The organism is Pseudomonas sp. 86_A, from assembly GCF_017491705.1.
GTDB classification, from domain to species: Bacteria; Pseudomonadota; Gammaproteobacteria; order Pseudomonadales; family Pseudomonadaceae; genus Aquipseudomonas; species Aquipseudomonas koreensis.
The window spans coordinates 658,196-673,098 of the sequence record NZ_JAFGYS010000001.1 but is presented as its reverse complement, the minus strand read 5'-3'; the positions used below and the strand labels follow the sequence as shown (position 1 = coordinate 673,098).

The following is a 14,903-nucleotide window of genomic DNA, read 5'->3' as shown; positions in this document are numbered from 1 at the left end:
AAGCAATTTGACTACTCGAAAGAGCATCAGATTGCGGTGTGTGAAGACGAAACGAACCGAAAGTTCGAGATTCACAAACACCTGTATCACATACCCAATTTGCTGAAGCGAGGCCAGTGTGCCGCGACTCAGTACCCGAATTTCTTGACGACCATAGAGCGTTGGAACCACCTGATCCCATCCCGAACTCAGAAGTGAAACGACGCATCGCCGATGGTAGTGTGGGGTTTCCCCATGTGAGAGTAGGTCATCGTCAAGATTAAATTCCGAAACCCCAATTGCGAAAGCAGTTGGGGTTTTGTTTTGCCTGCAGGAAAGTGGGTTGCTAGCCAAACAAGGCGATTCGGGCGAGGTACGGGGGTTCCAACCATCGCCAGGACTGCCGTTGGGGAAAAACCTTCTGAAGTGACCACTCGGTTTTTGGTATGGTGCAGCTCGTTTTTTAACGGACTGATGTCATGCCCACGGATCGGCACTCAATTTTTGTCAAAGAGTTGCTGTAGAAATGCCTGAACCTATCCCGATCAAGGATCACGAAAAAGAGACACGGCTGGTCAATAAACGATTGATCGCCTGTGCCTTGTTCGTTTTCGCCATCAGCTGCGCGTTGGTGGTTCGCCTTTATATCCTGCAAGTGGTGGAATACGACTACCACTCGACCATCTCTGAAAACAACCGCGTCCACGTTTTGCCGATCCCGCCGACTCGCGGCCTGATCTATGATCGCAACGGTGTGCTGCTCGCCGATAACCGCCCCAGTTACAACCTGGTCATCACCCGCGAACGTGCCACTGACGTCAATCAGGAGCTGGACGAGGTCATCAATCTCCTGCACCTGCCTGCCGAAGACCGCACGGTTTTCGATAAGGCCATGAAGCAGTCCCGGCATCCATTTACCCCGGTGACGCTGTTCTACGAACTGACGGAAGAGCAGATTGCCGTGTTGGCAGTCAATGAATTCCGCTTGCCGGGCCTGGATGTCGAACCGCAGTTCGTTCGGCATTACCCATTAGGGCCGCACTTCGCGCATTCGATCGGCTACGTTGGCCGGATCAACGAGAAAGAGTCCAAGACGCTGGACTCGGTTGAATACCGCGGCACGCAATCTATTGGCAAAACCGGCATCGAGCGCTTTTACGAGGCGCAGCTGCACGGCCATGTTGGCTATGAAGAAGTAGAAACCAACGCCCAGGGCCGCGTGCTGCGGGTGCTCAAGCACACCGATCCGGTGCCAGGCAAAAACATCGTACTGAGCCTCGACGTCAAACTACAGGAGGCTGCCGAAGCTGCATTGGGGGATCGTCGTGGTTCGGTGGTGGCACTGGATCCGTCCACGGGCGAAGTGCTGGCCATGGTCAGTAATCCGAGTTTCGACCCGAACCTGTTCGTCACCGGTATCAGCTCCAAGGAATATTCGGCGCTGCGCGACTCCATTGACCGACCGCTGTTCAACCGTGTGTTGCGCGGCTTGTACGCGCCAGGTTCGACCATCAAGCCAGAGGTGGCGATTGCCGGTCTGGATGCCGGCGTTGTTACCCCGCAGACCCGGGTCTTCGATCCGGGCTACTACCAACTCCCGGATTTCGACCACAAGTACCGCAACTGGAACCACAGCGGCGACGGCTGGGTGGACATGGACGCAGCGATCATGCGTTCCAACGACACCTACTTCTATGACCTGGCGCACAAGCTCGGCATTGATCGCCTGCATGACTACATGGCGATGTTCGGCCTCGGCGAGAAAGTCTCGCTGGACATGTTCGAAGAGTCGCCCGGTTTGATGCCATCGCAGGCCTGGAAGCGCGCCACGCGCCGTCAGGCGTGGTTCCCTGGGGAAACAGTCATCCTCGGCATCGGTCAGGGTTACATGCAGGTCACGCCGCTGCAGTTGGCTCAGGCCACTGCGTTGATTGCCAACAAGGGTGTATGGAACCGTCCGCACCTGGCCAAGACGGTCGATGGTGTGGCACCGGTCGACGAACATCCAATGCCGAATATTCTGCTGAAGAACCCGCGTGACTGGGATCAGGTCAACCACGGCATGCAGATGGTGATGCACGATGCGCGAGGGATTGCTCGCGCCGCTGCAGCCGGTGCGCAGTACCGCATTGCCGGCAAGAGTGGTACCGCACAGGTGGTGGCGATCAAGCAGGGCGAGCGCTACAACCGCGAGAAAACCCTCGAACGCCACCGCGACAACGCGCTGTTTGTCGGCTTTGCCCCGGCGGAGCACCCGAAGATTGCCATTTCGGTAATGATTGAAAACGGTGAGGCCGGTGGTCGTGTAGCCGGCCCTGTGGTGCGGCAGATCATGGACGCCTGGCTTCTGGACCAGGACGGTCACCTCAAGCCGCAATACGCCGCGCCTGCCAAGCCGCCGGGTGATCCGCACGTTTAACCGGGATCCGCTTCACAGCACAGGCTCAAGCGGGCGGAGCCTGTGCTGCAAGTAAACTATTTGCAGCTGTAGCCCTCGGGCATCGTGACGCTGTAGTTGCGTTGCACACGGTCCTCGAAGTTCAGCTGCTGCAGGCCTTGCTCCACCAGAAAGGCTTCGACCTTGGCAGCCTGACAGTCCTCGTTATAGGACGATGCCCGCAGCAGATACACCGTGCGCTTGCTGACTTCGTCCCGGGCAGTGGCAACGAAGGTGCTGAGGGTGGTATAGCCGATTCGCTCGGAAGTGCCCACCGGGCCATAGGTCGTATTAGGCTTGCTGGTGCAGGTCAGTCGGTCATCTTTCTTTTTGCTGTTCTTGCACACGGTCGTAGTGCTGGTGGGCACTTGCCCATAGTCGGTGGCGGTATAGCGGTAAGACACTTGGCGGCTGCCGATATCGAGACTGATGGTCATTTTGATCGGCGCGTGATTTCTGGGCAGGCTGGCGTCGGTGTAAACCTCCTGGAATCCCCTGTCTTTCAGTGCATTGACCATGTCGCGAAGATAGTAGCGGGCATTCAGTGCGTTTTCATCGGCACTCTTGGCCGAGGTCACCAACACAGTTGCCTTTCGGTCGAACGGATAGTCGGGATCTGGTATTGCGTTGAGTGCTACGTCTATTTGCGTGGCGCAGCCGCCAAGCAACGCGGTCAGCATTAACAGGACGCAGGACAAATAACGGGACATGACAAAGTCGCCTTACAACTAAGGATTGAATAAAAGTTATACGGATGAGGCGCGCGATAAATAACTCGCCGTCAGAAGAGATCAGTCTTTCTGGTATTCCAGAAGATCGCCAGGCTGGCAATCGAGCGCCGCACAGAGTTTATCGAGGGTGGCCATCTTCACGCCCTTGACCTTGCCATTCTTCAGCAATGACAGGTTGGCCTCGGTGATACCCAGTAGGGCGGCCAGTTCTTTCGAGCGAATTTTTTGCGTGGCCATGACAACGTCAAGGCGGACGATAATGGTCATTATGTTGTTCTATATGTATTGACTTTGCTCATCGCTGAGTACTTTTGCGTCACGCATGATAATTGAAAATATGCACAGCAATACGCCTTTGATTATCTCGTAGGCGGAAGCGGAAGACAGGCCGATCGAGAACTGAAAAATCCGATCTCCCGGCGGCAGATCTATCGACAACGCCAGACCCTGCAAGGTTTCTACCAGCGGGTAGGTTGCCGGAGAAACGATGCACAGTACGCCCACGCGCCACAGGACCCTGATATTGCGATCAGTCCAGGTTTCGCCGCGCGACAAGCGCAGGAAAAACAGCCCGGTCAGCCATAACGCGTAGGCCGACAGGACCACGGGCAGAAAATCCAGAAAAACGATCAGCGCTGTGACCACTGGCGACAGCCAGGTATCAGGATCGAGCAGCGCGCCTTCGACAAACGGATCAAGCAATTGCGGTGAGCCTTCGGCAAAGGCATAGAGCAGGCCCGCCAGCATTTCATCCTTTTTGAAGAACCAGATCGTCGCATTGCCGCCGACCTCCGTCACACCCAGAACCCAGACAAGAATCGCGGCCAGCAGCCCGATCCAATGCATGCGCTGCAGCGCCAATCCGTTGATGTGAGTACTCATGAAAATTCCTGGTTGTTTCAATTGGGTAGCGAATTCTCGATGAAAAATTATCGAATAACAATAATTAATTTTGAAATTGTTGCGTTGCGATATCGACTTCACCGAACAGTGGCGTGCAGCGATGCAGCGAGTCGTTCTGCAAGCTGCCCACCCTGGAACATTCCTGCTACTGCATTTCGTGCGACAAGGATGGCGGCAGATCTATCTGGCCGGGACGTTCAATGACTTGGCGTTTTTTGATGTCGAGAAGATGAAGCAGGCAGGCAGAATCATGTTTGCCTTGGGGATATGGTGGCGTCTGTTCTGACGCCTTCGCGAGCAAGCCCCTCTAAACCGCTACAAAATCAGGCCCCCGGCACCGGACAACTCAAATCACCTTCCTCACACTTCAGATACTGCTTCAACGCCTCCACCCGTACCTTGGTCACCCCGGTCAGGCAGTTGCTGTAAACCAACGGATATACACTCCCGCCATCCACCCCGGACGCCGAAAACTTGCACTCGGCGTCACGAAAGCCGATCCACGCCCGCTGCGCACTCACCAGCAGCTTTTTGGCGTCAGCGTTGTCCTTCAAACGACCGGTGATCTGCTGATACACCGCGTTCAACTCCTTGTCCGCCGCCTTGAATTCCTGTCCGGCACATTGGTTCATGGTGGCCTGATCGCTGGCATTGGCGCAGTCGACGGCAGCGTGGGCGAGCGGCGTGAACAGGAAGGGTGTCAGGGCCAGGAGCAGGCGTGGGGACATGTGGAATCTCACTGTGTCGGATGAAGGTGCAGAGCAGTTTAGCGGCTCTGGTGCTTCTATTCAGGAACGCGTAGCCGGGAGGCGTCGAGCAGGCGATCTGCGGTGGCTGTAATCTCCTCGCCTTCATGGAGCATTTCCAGCCAGGAGGCGGGAATCGCCCGTATGCCGTAATAGGCCCCGGCCAATTGGCCGACGATTGCGGCAGTGGTGTCGGCATCATCGCCCAGGTTGGCGGCTTGCAGAATCGCTGCGGCGAAACTGTCAGTGTGATGAAAACACCACAGCGCTGCTTCCAATGACTCGACACTGTAGCCGCTGCCACGAATGTCGCTGACTGACTTGGCCAGGTAGTCCCCGCGAGCAAGCGCGGTGACTTTAGATTGAGTGAAGGTTGAAAGTGGCAGTCTGTGCAATTCGGTTTTTGAGGCGCCAAGCAGCGCCTTGGTGATCAGTTCGGCAAACAATTGACAGCATTCGATGGCCTCTGGGGCTGCGTGGGTCGTTCGCGAACTGGCGATGGCGAACTGGCGGATCTGCTGGACGTCAGGAAAGTAAAACAGCACCACCGGCACCAGGCGCATCAGCGAACCGTTGCCAGCGGTAAACGGGTCGGTAGATCCCGCAAAGGGCTGACCGGTTTGCTGGTACTGCGACAGCGCCTGGCTGACCGTCATGCCGATATCGAAACACTCACCGGTCGAGCTGAGATAGCCCCATTTCCACCAGTTGAGATAGCGCCCCATCTGGTCTGCCGCATCGAATGTATTTTTGCTCAGCAGACTTTCTGCCAGACACAGCGCCATCGAGGTGTCGTCTGTCCATTGCCCTGGCTTCAAGTCAAAGGGGCCGCCACCGACCATGTCCGTCAGCGGCTGGAATGAACCCCGTGACTTGAACTCCACCGTGGTGCCTACGGCATCGCCACAGGCAAGGCCGAGCAGGGCGCCGCGATAACGTTCGGAGAGAGATGGCTGCATGCTTCGTCCTTGTCTGTTTGCATTTCGCAGGAAAAGGTAACAGGTTCATCGGATGGGGGGCTCGATTCAACGAACGGAAATGCCGCCGAATGTTTCCCTTGTGCTGCACAGGTGCATGGCTTTGATACAACTTCAGGTTGGACATGTGGTCATACAAGCCTAGTGTTCAGAACAGGAGGTGACTTATGAAACCCGTACCCAATAGTTTCGAACGCAAAATCACGCTCAAGGCGCCGCGTTCTTATGTCTGGCGCGCGTTGGTCGATGCCGAGGCGTTTGGTCAGTGGTTTGGTGTGGCGTTGGAGGGCAGGCGGTTCATTGCCGGCGAATGGACGCAAGGGCAGGTCACGTATCCAGGTTATGAACACGTGTTGTGGAATGTGCTGGTCGAGCGGGTCGAGCCGCAGCAGCTGTTCTCGTTTCGCTGGCATCCCTACGCCGTCAACCCGAAAATCGATTACTCCCAGGAGCCAACGACACTGGTGAAGTTCGAGCTGCAGGATTACGAAGACGGCACTTTACTCAAGGTGTCCGAATCCGGTTTTGCGCATATTCCCGATGTGCGGCAGAAAGAAGCGTATTACATGGACAGCCGTGGCTGGGAAGAACAACTGAGTCGACTGGAACAGTTTCTCGCCGAAAGTGCCAAGACCCGCGTGCGTGAGAGTGACTGACACCGCAACGTTTGGACCGTGGCTGCAACGCTGGGCACTGGTGCCGGACGGAGAGCCGGTCATTACCCCCGGCAGCCGCCTGTTACCGGTGCGTTTTGGTGGTGCGCCGGCCATGCTCAAGATCGCGCTGGATGCCGACGAACAGTGCGGCAATCGGCTGATGGCCTGGTGGGACGGTGACGGCGCCGCGCAGGTGCTGGCCCATCATGACGACGGCTTGCATGCTGGGTGCCTGAGTGGCGTAAGGGTTTTCGGAAGGACTTCTATAGCGAATGTCTTACACGCGCTGGTAGCTTTTTCGACTATTGCCGATTGGATCCACCGCGTAATCTACACCCATCAACTGAGACACAGGGAGTGTTTCAGGATCACGGATGATCGACCATAGCAAGGATCGCTGCCGACAGGGAGTCGATAATGGTCTTGGGAAAAACCCGCTTCGGCGGGTTTTTTTTCGCCTCCAGAAAAGTACAGGGATTATTGTGGCGGGTGAACGTGTGGCGAGGGCGCTTGCTCCCTCACCACAGTGGGTTGAAGTCCCGGCTTATGAAGCAATCAACTGCCGCAACACGTAATGCAGAATCCCGCCCGACTTGAAGTACTCCACTTCATTTAACGTATCGATGCGGCACAACACATCGATTTTCTCTTGGCGGCCGTCTTCACGGGTAATCACCAGGTTCAGGTTCATTCGCGGCGTCAGCTCCACGCCGGTCAGGCCCTGAATCTCCAGGGTTTCCTTGCCGGTAAGGTTGAGGCTCTTGCGGTTCTGATCGAGCTTGAATTGCAGCGGCAATACGCCCATGCCCACCAGGTTGGAACGGTGGATGCGCTCGAAGCTTTCAGCGATCACCGCTTTGACTCCCAGCAGGTTGGTGCCTTTGGCCGCCCAGTCACGGCTGGAGCCGGTGCCGTATTCCTGACCGGCGATCACCACCAGCGGCGTGCCGTCGGCCTGATAACGCATGGCGGCGTCATAGATTGCCATTTTCTCGCCGCTCGGGATGTAGATCGTGTTGCCACCTTCTTCGCCACCGAGCATTTCGTTGCGGATACGGATGTTGGCGAACGTGCCACGCATCATCACTTCATGATTGCCCCGGCGTGAGCCATAGGAGTTGAAGTCTCGCGGTTCCACGCCTTTTTCTCGAAGATAGCGCCCGGCCGGACTGTCGGCCTTGATGTTGCCGGCAGGGGAGATGTGGTCGGTGGTCACCGAATCGCCGAGCAGCGCCAGCACACGTGCGCCTTTGACGTCGGTGATCACCGGCAATGGTCCGGAAATGTCGTCGAAGAACGGTGGGTGCTGGATGTAGGTCGAGTCATCCTGCCACACATAGGTGGCGGCTTGCGGCACCTGGATCGCTTGCCATTGCTCATCGCCGGCAAACACCTCGGCATATTCCTTGTGGAACATCGCGGTATTGACCTGGCTGACCGCGTCGGCGATCTCCTTGCTGCTCGGCCAGATATCGCGCAGGTATACCGGATTGCCTTGCTGGTCGTTGCCCAGGGGTTCCGTACTGATGTCGGTACGCACGCTGCCGGCCAGGGCATAAGCAACCACCAGCGGCGGCGAGGCCAGCCAGTTGGTTTTCACCAATGGATGCACCCGACCTTCGAAGTTGCGGTTGCCGGACAGCACCGACGCCACGGTGAGGTCGGCTTTCTGAATGGCTTTCTCGATCGGCTCCGGCAATGGCCCGGAGTTGCCGATACAAGTCGTGCAGCCGTAACCCACCAGTGAAAAGCCGAGTTGATCGAGGTACTGCGTCAGCCCCGCAGCCTTGTAGTAGTCGGTGACCACTTTCGAGCCGGGTGCCAGCGAACTCTTGACCCACGGCTTGCGCGTCAGGCCTTTTTCCACGGCTTTTTTCGCCAGCAGACCGGCGGCCATCATCACGCTCGGGTTCGAGGTGTTGGTGCAGGAAGTGATCGCGGCGATCACCACCGCGCCGTTTTTCAGGCGATAGGTGTGGCCTTCGTATTCGTACTCGGTTTCGCCGATCAGGTCGGCGTTGCCCACCGCCACGCCGCCACCGCCTTCGCTTTCCAGGCGACCTTCTTCCTTGCTGGTGGGTTTGAATTGCAGGTCCATGAAATCACTGAAGGCCTGCGCGACATTCGGCAGCGAGACGCGGTCTTGAGGGCGTTTCGGCCCGGCCAGGCTGGCTTCGACGCTGCCCATGTCCAGCGCCAGGCTGTCGGTGAACACCGGTTCCTGACCCGGCAGGCGCCACAGGCCTTGAGCCTTGGTATAGGCCTCGACCAGTTTCACCACTTCCGGCGGGCGTCCGGACAAGCGCAGGTATTCCAGGGTCACGTCATCGACCGGGAAGAAACCGCAAGTCGCGCCATATTCCGGGGCCATGTTGGCGATGGTCGCGCGGTCGGCCAGCGGCAGGTCGGCGAGGCCGTCACCGTAGAACTCGACAAATTTGCCGACCACGCCTTTCTTGCGCAGCATCTGTGTGACAGTCAGCACCAGGTCGGTGGCGGTGATGCCTTCCTTGAGCTTGCCGGTGAGTTTGAAGCCGATCACTTCCGGAATCAGCATCGACACCGGTTGCCCGAGCATCGCCGCTTCCGCCTCAATCCCGCCGACGCCCCAGCCGAGTACGCCGAGGCCGTTGATCATGGTGGTGTGGGAGTCGGTGCCGACCAGAGTGTCGGGGAACGCGTAGGTGCGGCCGTCCTCATCCTTGGTCCACACCGTGCGCCCGAGGTATTCGAGGTTGACCTGGTGGCAGATCCCGGTGCCCGGTGGCACCACGCTGAAGTTGTCGAAGGCACTCTGGCCCCAGCGCAGAAACGCATAACGTTCGCCGTTGCGCTGCATCTCGATGTCGACGTTCTGTTCGAAAGCGCTCGGGGTGGCAAATTTGTCGACCATCACCGAGTGGTCGATCACCAGATCCACCGGCGACAACGGGTTGATTCGCTGCGGATCACCGCCGGCCTTGGCCATCGCCGCGCGCATGGCGGCGAGGTCGACCACGGCGGGTACGCCGGTAAAGTCTTGCATCAATACGCGGGCCGGGCGGTACTGGATTTCCCGGTCGGAGCGACGCTCCTTGAGCCAGGCGGCGATCGCCCTGAGGTCGGCACCGGTGACTGTTTTTTCATCTTCCCAGCGCAACAGGTTTTCCAGCAGGACTTTCAGCGACATCGGCAACTGGTCGATATTGCCAAGGCTCCTGGCGGCATCGGGCAGACTGAAATAGTGGTAGGTCTTGGCGTCGATTTGTAAGGTTTTCAGCGTCTTCAGACTATCGAGGGACGGCATTACGATCACTCCTTTGAGTCCGCACGGCTACGGACTGAGGGGACGGGCAGAGCTATCAACGTAGCCCTGTTTTCAGTAGCTGGCTAATAACTGGACTCTATGAAGAGAACCAAGGTTCCGACATCGGCTATCATGCGCCCGTTTTCGTGACAGGCTTTGCTTCACCGCAAGGCTTGAGCAGCGTGCAGGGGCCGAATGTCCGCCCTCTGCCCAGGAGTAAGAATGAACACCCTATTCATGCATTGCCGGCCAGGCTTCGAAGGCGAAGTCTGTTCGGAGATTTCCGACCTCGCGGCCCAGTTGAACGTCGCCGGTTACGCCAAGGCCAAAGCGGCCACGGCGTACGCCGAGTTTGTCTGCACCGAAGCCGATGGCGCCGAGCGCCTGATGCGCGGCCAGCGCTTCGCCGAACTGATTTTTCCGCGGCAATGGGCGCGTGGGATCTTCATCGATCTGCCGGAAAACGACCGCATCAGCGTGATCCTCGCGCACATGGTCGATTTCCCGGTGTTCGGCAGCCTGTGGCTGGAAGTGGTCGACACCAACGATGGCAAGGAACTGTCGAACTTCTGCAAGAAATTCGAAGGCCCGCTGCGCAAGGCGCTGACCGCTGCCGGAAAACTGGTGGAGGACGCCAGCAAGCCGCGTCTGCTGCTGACGTTCAAAAGCGGTCGCGAAGTGTTCCTCGGCATGGCTGATGCCGGTAACTCGGCGATGTGGCCGATGGGCATTCCGCGCCTGAAGTTTCCGCGCGAGGCGCCCAGCCGTTCGACCTTGAAACTGGAAGAGGCCTGGCACCACTTCATCCCGCGTGATCAATGGGACGAGCGCCTGCACAGTGACATGACGGGGGTCGACCTCGGCGCGGCACCGGGCGGCTGGACCTGGCAACTGGTCAACCGCGGCATGCTGGTGACCGCCATCGACAACGGTCCTATGGCTGAAAGCCTGATGGACACCGGCCTGGTGCAGCACTTGATGGCCGACGGCTTCACCTTCAAGCCCAAGCAGCCGGTGGACTGGATGGTCTGCGACATCGTCGAGAAGCCGGCGCGCAACGCGGCAATGCTCGAAGAGTGGATCGGCGAGGGCCATTGCCGCGAAGCGGTGGTCAACCTCAAGTTGCCGATGAAGCAGCGCTATGCCGAAGTGAAGCGCTTGCTCGAACGCATCGCCGATGGCTTCAAGGCTCGCGGGATCAAGGTCGATATTGGCTGCAAGCAGCTGTATCACGACCGTGAGGAAGTGACGTGCCACCTGCGTCGGCATGACGTCAAGAAAGCCAAATCCCGCTGAATTATGTCATTGGCAGTTGTGGCGAGGGAGCTTGCTCCCGCTGGGCAGCGAAGCGGCCCCGAGATATGCGATCTCGTACTTTCAGGCGTATTGGGTCCAGCGGTTTTACGACAGCTGCGCCGCCGAGCGGGAGCAAGCTCCCTCGCCACAAACCCGGCAATGCGCGACAATGCCGGCCAGTTTCAGGAGTGAATCATGAGTGAAATGATCGATACCCCGGTTGACGGCACCCTCGACGCCACCGGCCTCAATTGCCCGGAGCCAGTGATGATGCTGCACCAGCACATCCGTGATCTGGTCCCCGGCGGCCTGCTCAAGGTGATCGCTACCGATCCGTCGACCCGTCGCGACATTCCCAAGTTCTGCGTGTTTCTCGACCACGAACTGGTGGGACAGCACGAAGAGGCCGGTACTTATCTGTACTGGATCCGCAAGAAGGCCAATTGAAACCGGGCAAAAAAAAGACCTGCATGTGCAGGTCTTTTTTTATGGCTGATCAACCCACCTAACGGCTGATCCGAATGCGCTTGCGCGCACTGCGGGTCAGTCGGATCGACAGCATCAGCGCCGCACAGCTCAGGCCGACGATCAGACCCTGCCACAAGCCGCTCGGGCCACGGGGCTCACCGAGCCAGTCGGTCAGGCCGAGGGCGTAGCCCACCGGCAGGCCGATGCCCCAGTAAGCGAACAGAGTCAGGATCATCGTCACCCGAGTGTCCTGATAACCGCGCAAAGCGCCTGCGGCAGTGACCTGGATCGCGTCGGAAAACTGGAACAGCGCCGAGTACACAATCAGCATCGCCGCGATGTGGATCACCGTCGGGTCGGCGGTGTAGATCGAGGCAATCGGCTCACGCAGCAACAGCATCATGCTCGCCGACAGGCAGGCGTAGGCCAGCGCGGTGCCCATGCCGACACCCGCGGCGAAACGCGCTTCACGCGGCTCTTCACGGCCCAGGGCCTGGCCGACACGCACGGTCACCGCCATGCCCAGCGAATATGGAATCATGAACACCAGCGAACTGACGTTCAGCGCGATCTGATGCCCGGCCACCACGGTGGCGCCGAGGCTGCCGATCAGCAGGGCGATCACGGCGAAGATGCTCGACTCGGCAAACACCGCGATGCCAATCGGCAGACCAATCGCCAGCAGACGCTTGATCACCGCCCATTGCGGCCAGTCAAAGCGGCTGAAGATTTCACTCGAACGATAGGCCGGCGCCCAGCGTTCATAACCGGCCAGCCCCAATGCCATCACCCACATCACGATGGCGGTGGCCCAGCCACAACCGACGCCGCCCATGGCCGGCACGCCGAAGTGGCCATAAATGAAGATGTAGTTCAGCGGAATGTTCAGCGCCAGACCGCACAGGCCCAGTACCATCGCCGGACGGGTGCGGCCGATGCCGTCACTGGTGCAGCGCAGCACGTGATAGAACGCCACTGCCGGCAGGCCACTGGCAATGCCGTGCAGGTATTGCATGCACGGGCCGATCAGCTCCGGATCGACTTTCATCAGGTGCAGCACCGGCTCGGCGGCCACCAGCATCGCCGTCGCGATCAGTCCGACCACCAGCGCCAGCCACAACGCCTGCCGCACGAGCGGGCCGATCTCGCTGTGTGTGCCGGCGCCAAACCGCTGGGCGACTTTCGGCGTGGTGGCCAGCAGGGTGCCGGTCATCAGCAGGAACACCGGGACCCAGATCGAGTTGCCCAGAGCCACCGCCGCCAGATCCTTGGGTCCGACGCGGCCGGCCATCACCGCATCGACGAAGCCCATGGCCGTGGTCGCCAGTTGCGCGATGATGATCGGCAACGCCAGGGCGAGCAGGTTCTTGAACTCCAGGCGAATCCGCGCGGGGCGGGTGAGGGTGACGGCGACAGTTTGTTCAGTTACAGAATTCACAGGCAAAGCGTCCACAGGTGTTGATGCGCAAGGCGCCGCATTCTACGCCGCTGACGTGACAGTCAGGAAAAATCCTCTGTTGCGGATTTGTAATCATCAATGCCATCCACTGTGGTGAGGGTGCTTGCTTGCGCTGGGGTGCGAAGCGGCCCCAAAACCATCCGGCGTGGTGGATGAGGAAAATCCCGAATGCAGACTTTGCGCCTGCTGTGCAATCGAGCGGGAGCAAACTCGCTCGCCACAGTGCAGTCTGCGCTGGCTCAACGGTGGATCTGCACCTAAACTGCCGATCCCTTCAAGGAGCCCGCCATGCTGATTGTTGCCGACGAAAATATCCCGCTGCTCGATGCCTTTTTTGCCGGTTTCGGCGAGATCCGCCGGGTGCCAGGCCGTTCCATCGACCGCGCGACGGTCGAACAGGCCGATGTGTTGCTGGTGCGCTCGGTGACCAACGTCAACCGGGCGTTGCTGGAAGGCAGCCAGGTGCGTTTCGTGGGCACGTGCACCATCGGCACCGATCACCTGGATCTGGATTATTTCGCCGAAGCAGGGATCACCTGGTCCAGCGCGCCCGGTTGCAATGCGCGGGGCGTGGTCGATTACGTGCTCGGCAGCCTGATGACCCTCGCCGAAATCGAAGGCGTCGATCTGACGCAACGTACCTATGGCGTGGTCGGTGCCGGTGAAGTCGGTGGTCGGCTGATCAAGGTGCTCAAGGGGCTGGGCTGGAACGTCAAAGTCTGCGACCCGCCGCGTCAGGCGGCCGAAGGCAGCGACTATGTCAGCCTCGAGCAGATCATCGAGCAGTGCGACGTGATCAGCCTGCACACACCGCTGACCCGCAGCGGTGAAGACGCAACCTGGCATCTGTTCGATCAACCGCGTTTGCAGCAGCTCAAGCACGGCACGTGGCTGATCAACGCCGCGCGTGGCCCGGTGGTGGATAACGCCGCGCTGCGCAAAGTGCTGCTGCAGCGTGAAGACCTGCAAGCGGTGCTCGACGTCTGGGAGGCAGAGCCCGAGGTCGACGTGGCACTGGCCGAACTCTGCGTCCTGGCGACCCCGCACATTGCCGGCTACAGCCTCGATGGCAAACAACGCGGAACCGCGCAGATCTATCAGGCGTACTGCGAGTTCATTGGCCAACCGGCGAGCATCCAGCTCAGTCAGCTGTTGCCGGCACCGTGGCTGTCCCAAGTGACCCTGCACGCTGACAGCGATCCGGCCTGGGCGCTGGCAATGTTGTGCCGTGGTGTGTACGACCCACGCCGCGACGATGCGGATTTTCGCCGCAGTCTTGTAGGCACTGTCGCCGAGCAACGTGCGGCATTTGATGTGTTGCGCAAGCAGTATCCGGTGCGGCGCGAGATCGAAGGGTTGAAGGTGCGGATCGAAGGGGATTCGCCGGTGTTGCAGCAGATTGTGGCGGCGCTGGGGGCGGTGGCTGTCTAGGAACCGAGTCGGCTTTATCGCTGGCAAGCCAGCTCCCACAGGTTCTCACCATTTGAATTCGCCACAGCCCCTGTGGCAGCGGGCTTGCCCGCGATGGCCGCATCACGATTGCCAATTTTCGGGCAGAAAAAACCCGGCCAAAAAGGGGCCGGGTCAGGAAGACGGTGGCTATATCACTTTTGTTCGGCAGGCTTGACCAATCGCTTCTCCAGTTCGCGGCATGCGTCCTGGATCATGTCTTCAGTGATCGGTACTTCACGCCCGTCCTTGTCAATAATCGAGCAACCCAGAGGTTGGCCGGGCTTGGTGCGGATCACTTCAATCTTGTCTTCGCTGCTGTGTTGCAAGGACATGGCCTGTCTCCTCATCAGGTTGTGCACGTAGATTAAAACCGCCACGTGACCAGGCTGTGACATCTCCCTGGGGACTGTCAAAAGCGGCATCTCCACTCCAACAGAAATGACCGCTCGTCTCAACCGGGACATTAGACCAATAGCAACTATGGCCTAGTCTTTGGGGGCATATTTAACCTGA

13 protein-coding genes, 1 rRNA gene and 2 pseudogenes are annotated in these 14,903 nt (G+C 59.0%); 8 read left to right on the top strand and 8 right to left on the bottom strand.

What is annotated here, in order from left to right:
- Positions 1-143: 143 nt before the first annotated feature.
- Positions 144-259, top strand: a 5S ribosomal RNA gene (gene rrf, locus J5M57_RS03360).
- A 246-nt stretch (positions 260-505) separates the two neighbouring features.
- Positions 506-2,398, top strand: a complete 1,893-nt coding sequence (gene mrdA / locus J5M57_RS03355) for a penicillin-binding protein 2 (protein WP_064588455.1) — start codon at positions 506-508, stop codon at positions 2,396-2,398.
- A 56-nt stretch (positions 2,399-2,454) separates the two neighbouring features.
- Here mrdA and J5M57_RS03350 read toward each other — a convergent pair whose 3' ends face one another.
- The 3 genes from J5M57_RS03350 to J5M57_RS03340 all read right to left on the bottom strand — a co-directional run bounded on the left by J5M57_RS03350 (position 2,455) and on the right by J5M57_RS03340 (position 4,029).
- Entirely contained in the window at positions 2,455-3,126 is a 672-nt protein-coding gene (locus J5M57_RS03350) for a hypothetical protein (protein WP_207848722.1), read from the bottom strand.
- Positions 3,127-3,207: 81 nt separating this feature from the next.
- Positions 3,208-3,414 carry a helix-turn-helix transcriptional regulator gene (locus J5M57_RS03345; protein ID WP_003226632.1) on the bottom strand — a complete coding sequence of 69 codons (207 nt, stop codon included), beginning with the start codon at positions 3,412-3,414 and terminating at the stop codon, positions 3,208-3,210.
- A gap of 9 nt (positions 3,415-3,423) precedes the next feature.
- Complete coding sequence (locus J5M57_RS03340; RefSeq protein WP_064588453.1) at positions 3,424-4,029, bottom strand: DUF2975 domain-containing protein; 606 nt, start codon at positions 4,027-4,029, stop codon at positions 3,424-3,426.
- A gap of 124 nt (positions 4,030-4,153) precedes the next feature.
- Between J5M57_RS03340 and J5M57_RS03335 the strand changes: the two are divergent.
- A pseudogene (locus tag J5M57_RS03335) lies at positions 4,154-4,336 on the top strand (hypothetical protein); the annotation flags it as partial.
- A 37-nt stretch (positions 4,337-4,373) separates the two neighbouring features.
- Here the strand turns inward: J5M57_RS03335 and J5M57_RS03330 are convergent.
- Positions 4,374-4,778 (bottom strand): lysozyme inhibitor LprI family protein, encoded by a 405-nt coding sequence (locus tag J5M57_RS03330; protein ID WP_207848724.1) that lies wholly within the window; start codon positions 4,776-4,778, stop codon positions 4,374-4,376.
- A 56-nt stretch (positions 4,779-4,834) separates the two neighbouring features.
- Positions 4,835-5,755, bottom strand: a complete 921-nt coding sequence (locus J5M57_RS03325) for an ADP-ribosylglycohydrolase family protein (protein WP_207848725.1) — start codon at positions 5,753-5,755, stop codon at positions 4,835-4,837.
- Positions 5,756-5,940: 185 nt separating this feature from the next.
- Between J5M57_RS03325 and J5M57_RS03320 the strand changes: the two genes are divergently transcribed.
- Together J5M57_RS03320 and J5M57_RS03315 are read left to right on the top strand one after the other, a co-directional pair.
- Positions 5,941-6,429, top strand: a complete 489-nt coding sequence (locus J5M57_RS03320; protein WP_064588449.1) for an SRPBCC family protein — start codon at positions 5,941-5,943, stop codon at positions 6,427-6,429.
- Positions 6,422-6,649 (top strand): annotated as a pseudogene (locus J5M57_RS03315) (aminoglycoside phosphotransferase family protein); the annotation flags it as partial. The gene J5M57_RS03320 and the pseudogene J5M57_RS03315, both read left to right, overlap by 8 nt.
- A gap of 324 nt (positions 6,650-6,973) precedes the next feature.
- Here J5M57_RS03315 and acnA read toward each other — a convergent pair.
- Positions 6,974-9,715 carry an aconitate hydratase AcnA gene (gene acnA / locus J5M57_RS03310; protein WP_207848726.1) on the bottom strand — a complete coding sequence of 914 codons (2,742 nt, stop codon included), beginning with the start codon at positions 9,713-9,715 and terminating at the stop codon, positions 6,974-6,976.
- Positions 9,716-9,937: 222 nt separating this feature from the next.
- Here acnA and rlmM point away from each other — a divergent pair, with 222 nt between their 5' ends.
- Positions 9,938-11,011, top strand: coding sequence for a 23S rRNA (cytidine(2498)-2'-O)-methyltransferase RlmM (gene rlmM, locus J5M57_RS03305; protein ID WP_169843528.1), 1,074 nt, complete (start codon positions 9,938-9,940; stop codon positions 11,009-11,011).
- Between the two features lie 195 nt (positions 11,012-11,206).
- Positions 11,207-11,458 (top strand): sulfurtransferase TusA, encoded by a 252-nt coding sequence (gene tusA, locus J5M57_RS03300; protein ID WP_169843529.1) that lies wholly within the window; start codon positions 11,207-11,209, stop codon positions 11,456-11,458.
- A gap of 58 nt (positions 11,459-11,516) precedes the next feature.
- Here the strand turns inward: tusA and J5M57_RS03295 are convergent, their stop codons facing one another.
- Positions 11,517-12,917 (bottom strand): MATE family efflux transporter, encoded by a 1,401-nt coding sequence (locus tag J5M57_RS03295; protein ID WP_207848727.1) that lies wholly within the window; start codon positions 12,915-12,917, stop codon positions 11,517-11,519.
- Positions 12,918-13,226: 309 nt separating this feature from the next.
- Between J5M57_RS03295 and pdxB the strand changes: the two genes are divergently transcribed.
- Entirely contained in the window at positions 13,227-14,369 is a 1,143-nt protein-coding gene (pdxB, locus tag J5M57_RS03290; RefSeq protein WP_207848728.1) for a 4-phosphoerythronate dehydrogenase PdxB, read from the top strand.
- Positions 14,370-14,542: 173 nt separating this feature from the next.
- Here the strand turns inward: pdxB and J5M57_RS03285 are convergent, their stop codons facing one another.
- Positions 14,543-14,722: a PA1571 family protein gene (locus tag J5M57_RS03285; RefSeq protein WP_064588443.1), complete on the bottom strand. Its 180-nt coding sequence runs from the start codon at positions 14,720-14,722 to the stop codon at positions 14,543-14,545.
- Positions 14,723-14,903 lie beyond the last annotated feature (181 nt).

What these genes read in the sequence shown, in the direction of transcription:
- mrdA (WP_064588455.1), top strand. Translation starts at nt 506, where the DNA reads ATGCCTGAACCTATCCCGATCAAGGATCACGAAAAAGAGACACGGCTG.
- J5M57_RS03350 (WP_207848722.1), bottom strand. Translation starts at nt 3,126, where the DNA reads ATGTCCCGTTATTTGTCCTGCGTCCTGTTAATGCTGACCGCGTTGCTT.
- J5M57_RS03345 (WP_003226632.1), bottom strand. Translation starts at nt 3,414, where the DNA reads ATGACCATTATCGTCCGCCTTGACGTTGTCATGGCCACGCAAAAAATT.
- J5M57_RS03340 (WP_064588453.1), bottom strand. Translation starts at nt 4,029, where the DNA reads ATGAGTACTCACATCAACGGATTGGCGCTGCAGCGCATGCATTGGATC.
- J5M57_RS03330 (WP_207848724.1), bottom strand. Translation starts at nt 4,778, where the DNA reads ATGTCCCCACGCCTGCTCCTGGCCCTGACACCCTTCCTGTTCACGCCG.
- J5M57_RS03325 (WP_207848725.1), bottom strand. Translation starts at nt 5,755, where the DNA reads ATGCAGCCATCTCTCTCCGAACGTTATCGCGGCGCCCTGCTCGGCCTT.
- J5M57_RS03320 (WP_064588449.1), top strand. Translation starts at nt 5,941, where the DNA reads ATGAAACCCGTACCCAATAGTTTCGAACGCAAAATCACGCTCAAGGCG.
- acnA (WP_207848726.1), bottom strand. Translation starts at nt 9,715, where the DNA reads ATGCCGTCCCTCGATAGTCTGAAGACGCTGAAAACCTTACAAATCGAC.
- rlmM (WP_169843528.1), top strand. Translation starts at nt 9,938, where the DNA reads ATGAACACCCTATTCATGCATTGCCGGCCAGGCTTCGAAGGCGAAGTC.
- tusA (WP_169843529.1), top strand. Translation starts at nt 11,207, where the DNA reads ATGAGTGAAATGATCGATACCCCGGTTGACGGCACCCTCGACGCCACC.
- pdxB (WP_207848728.1), top strand. Translation starts at nt 13,227, where the DNA reads ATGCTGATTGTTGCCGACGAAAATATCCCGCTGCTCGATGCCTTTTTT.
- J5M57_RS03285 (WP_064588443.1), bottom strand. Translation starts at nt 14,722, where the DNA reads ATGTCCTTGCAACACAGCAGCGAAGACAAGATTGAAGTGATCCGCACC.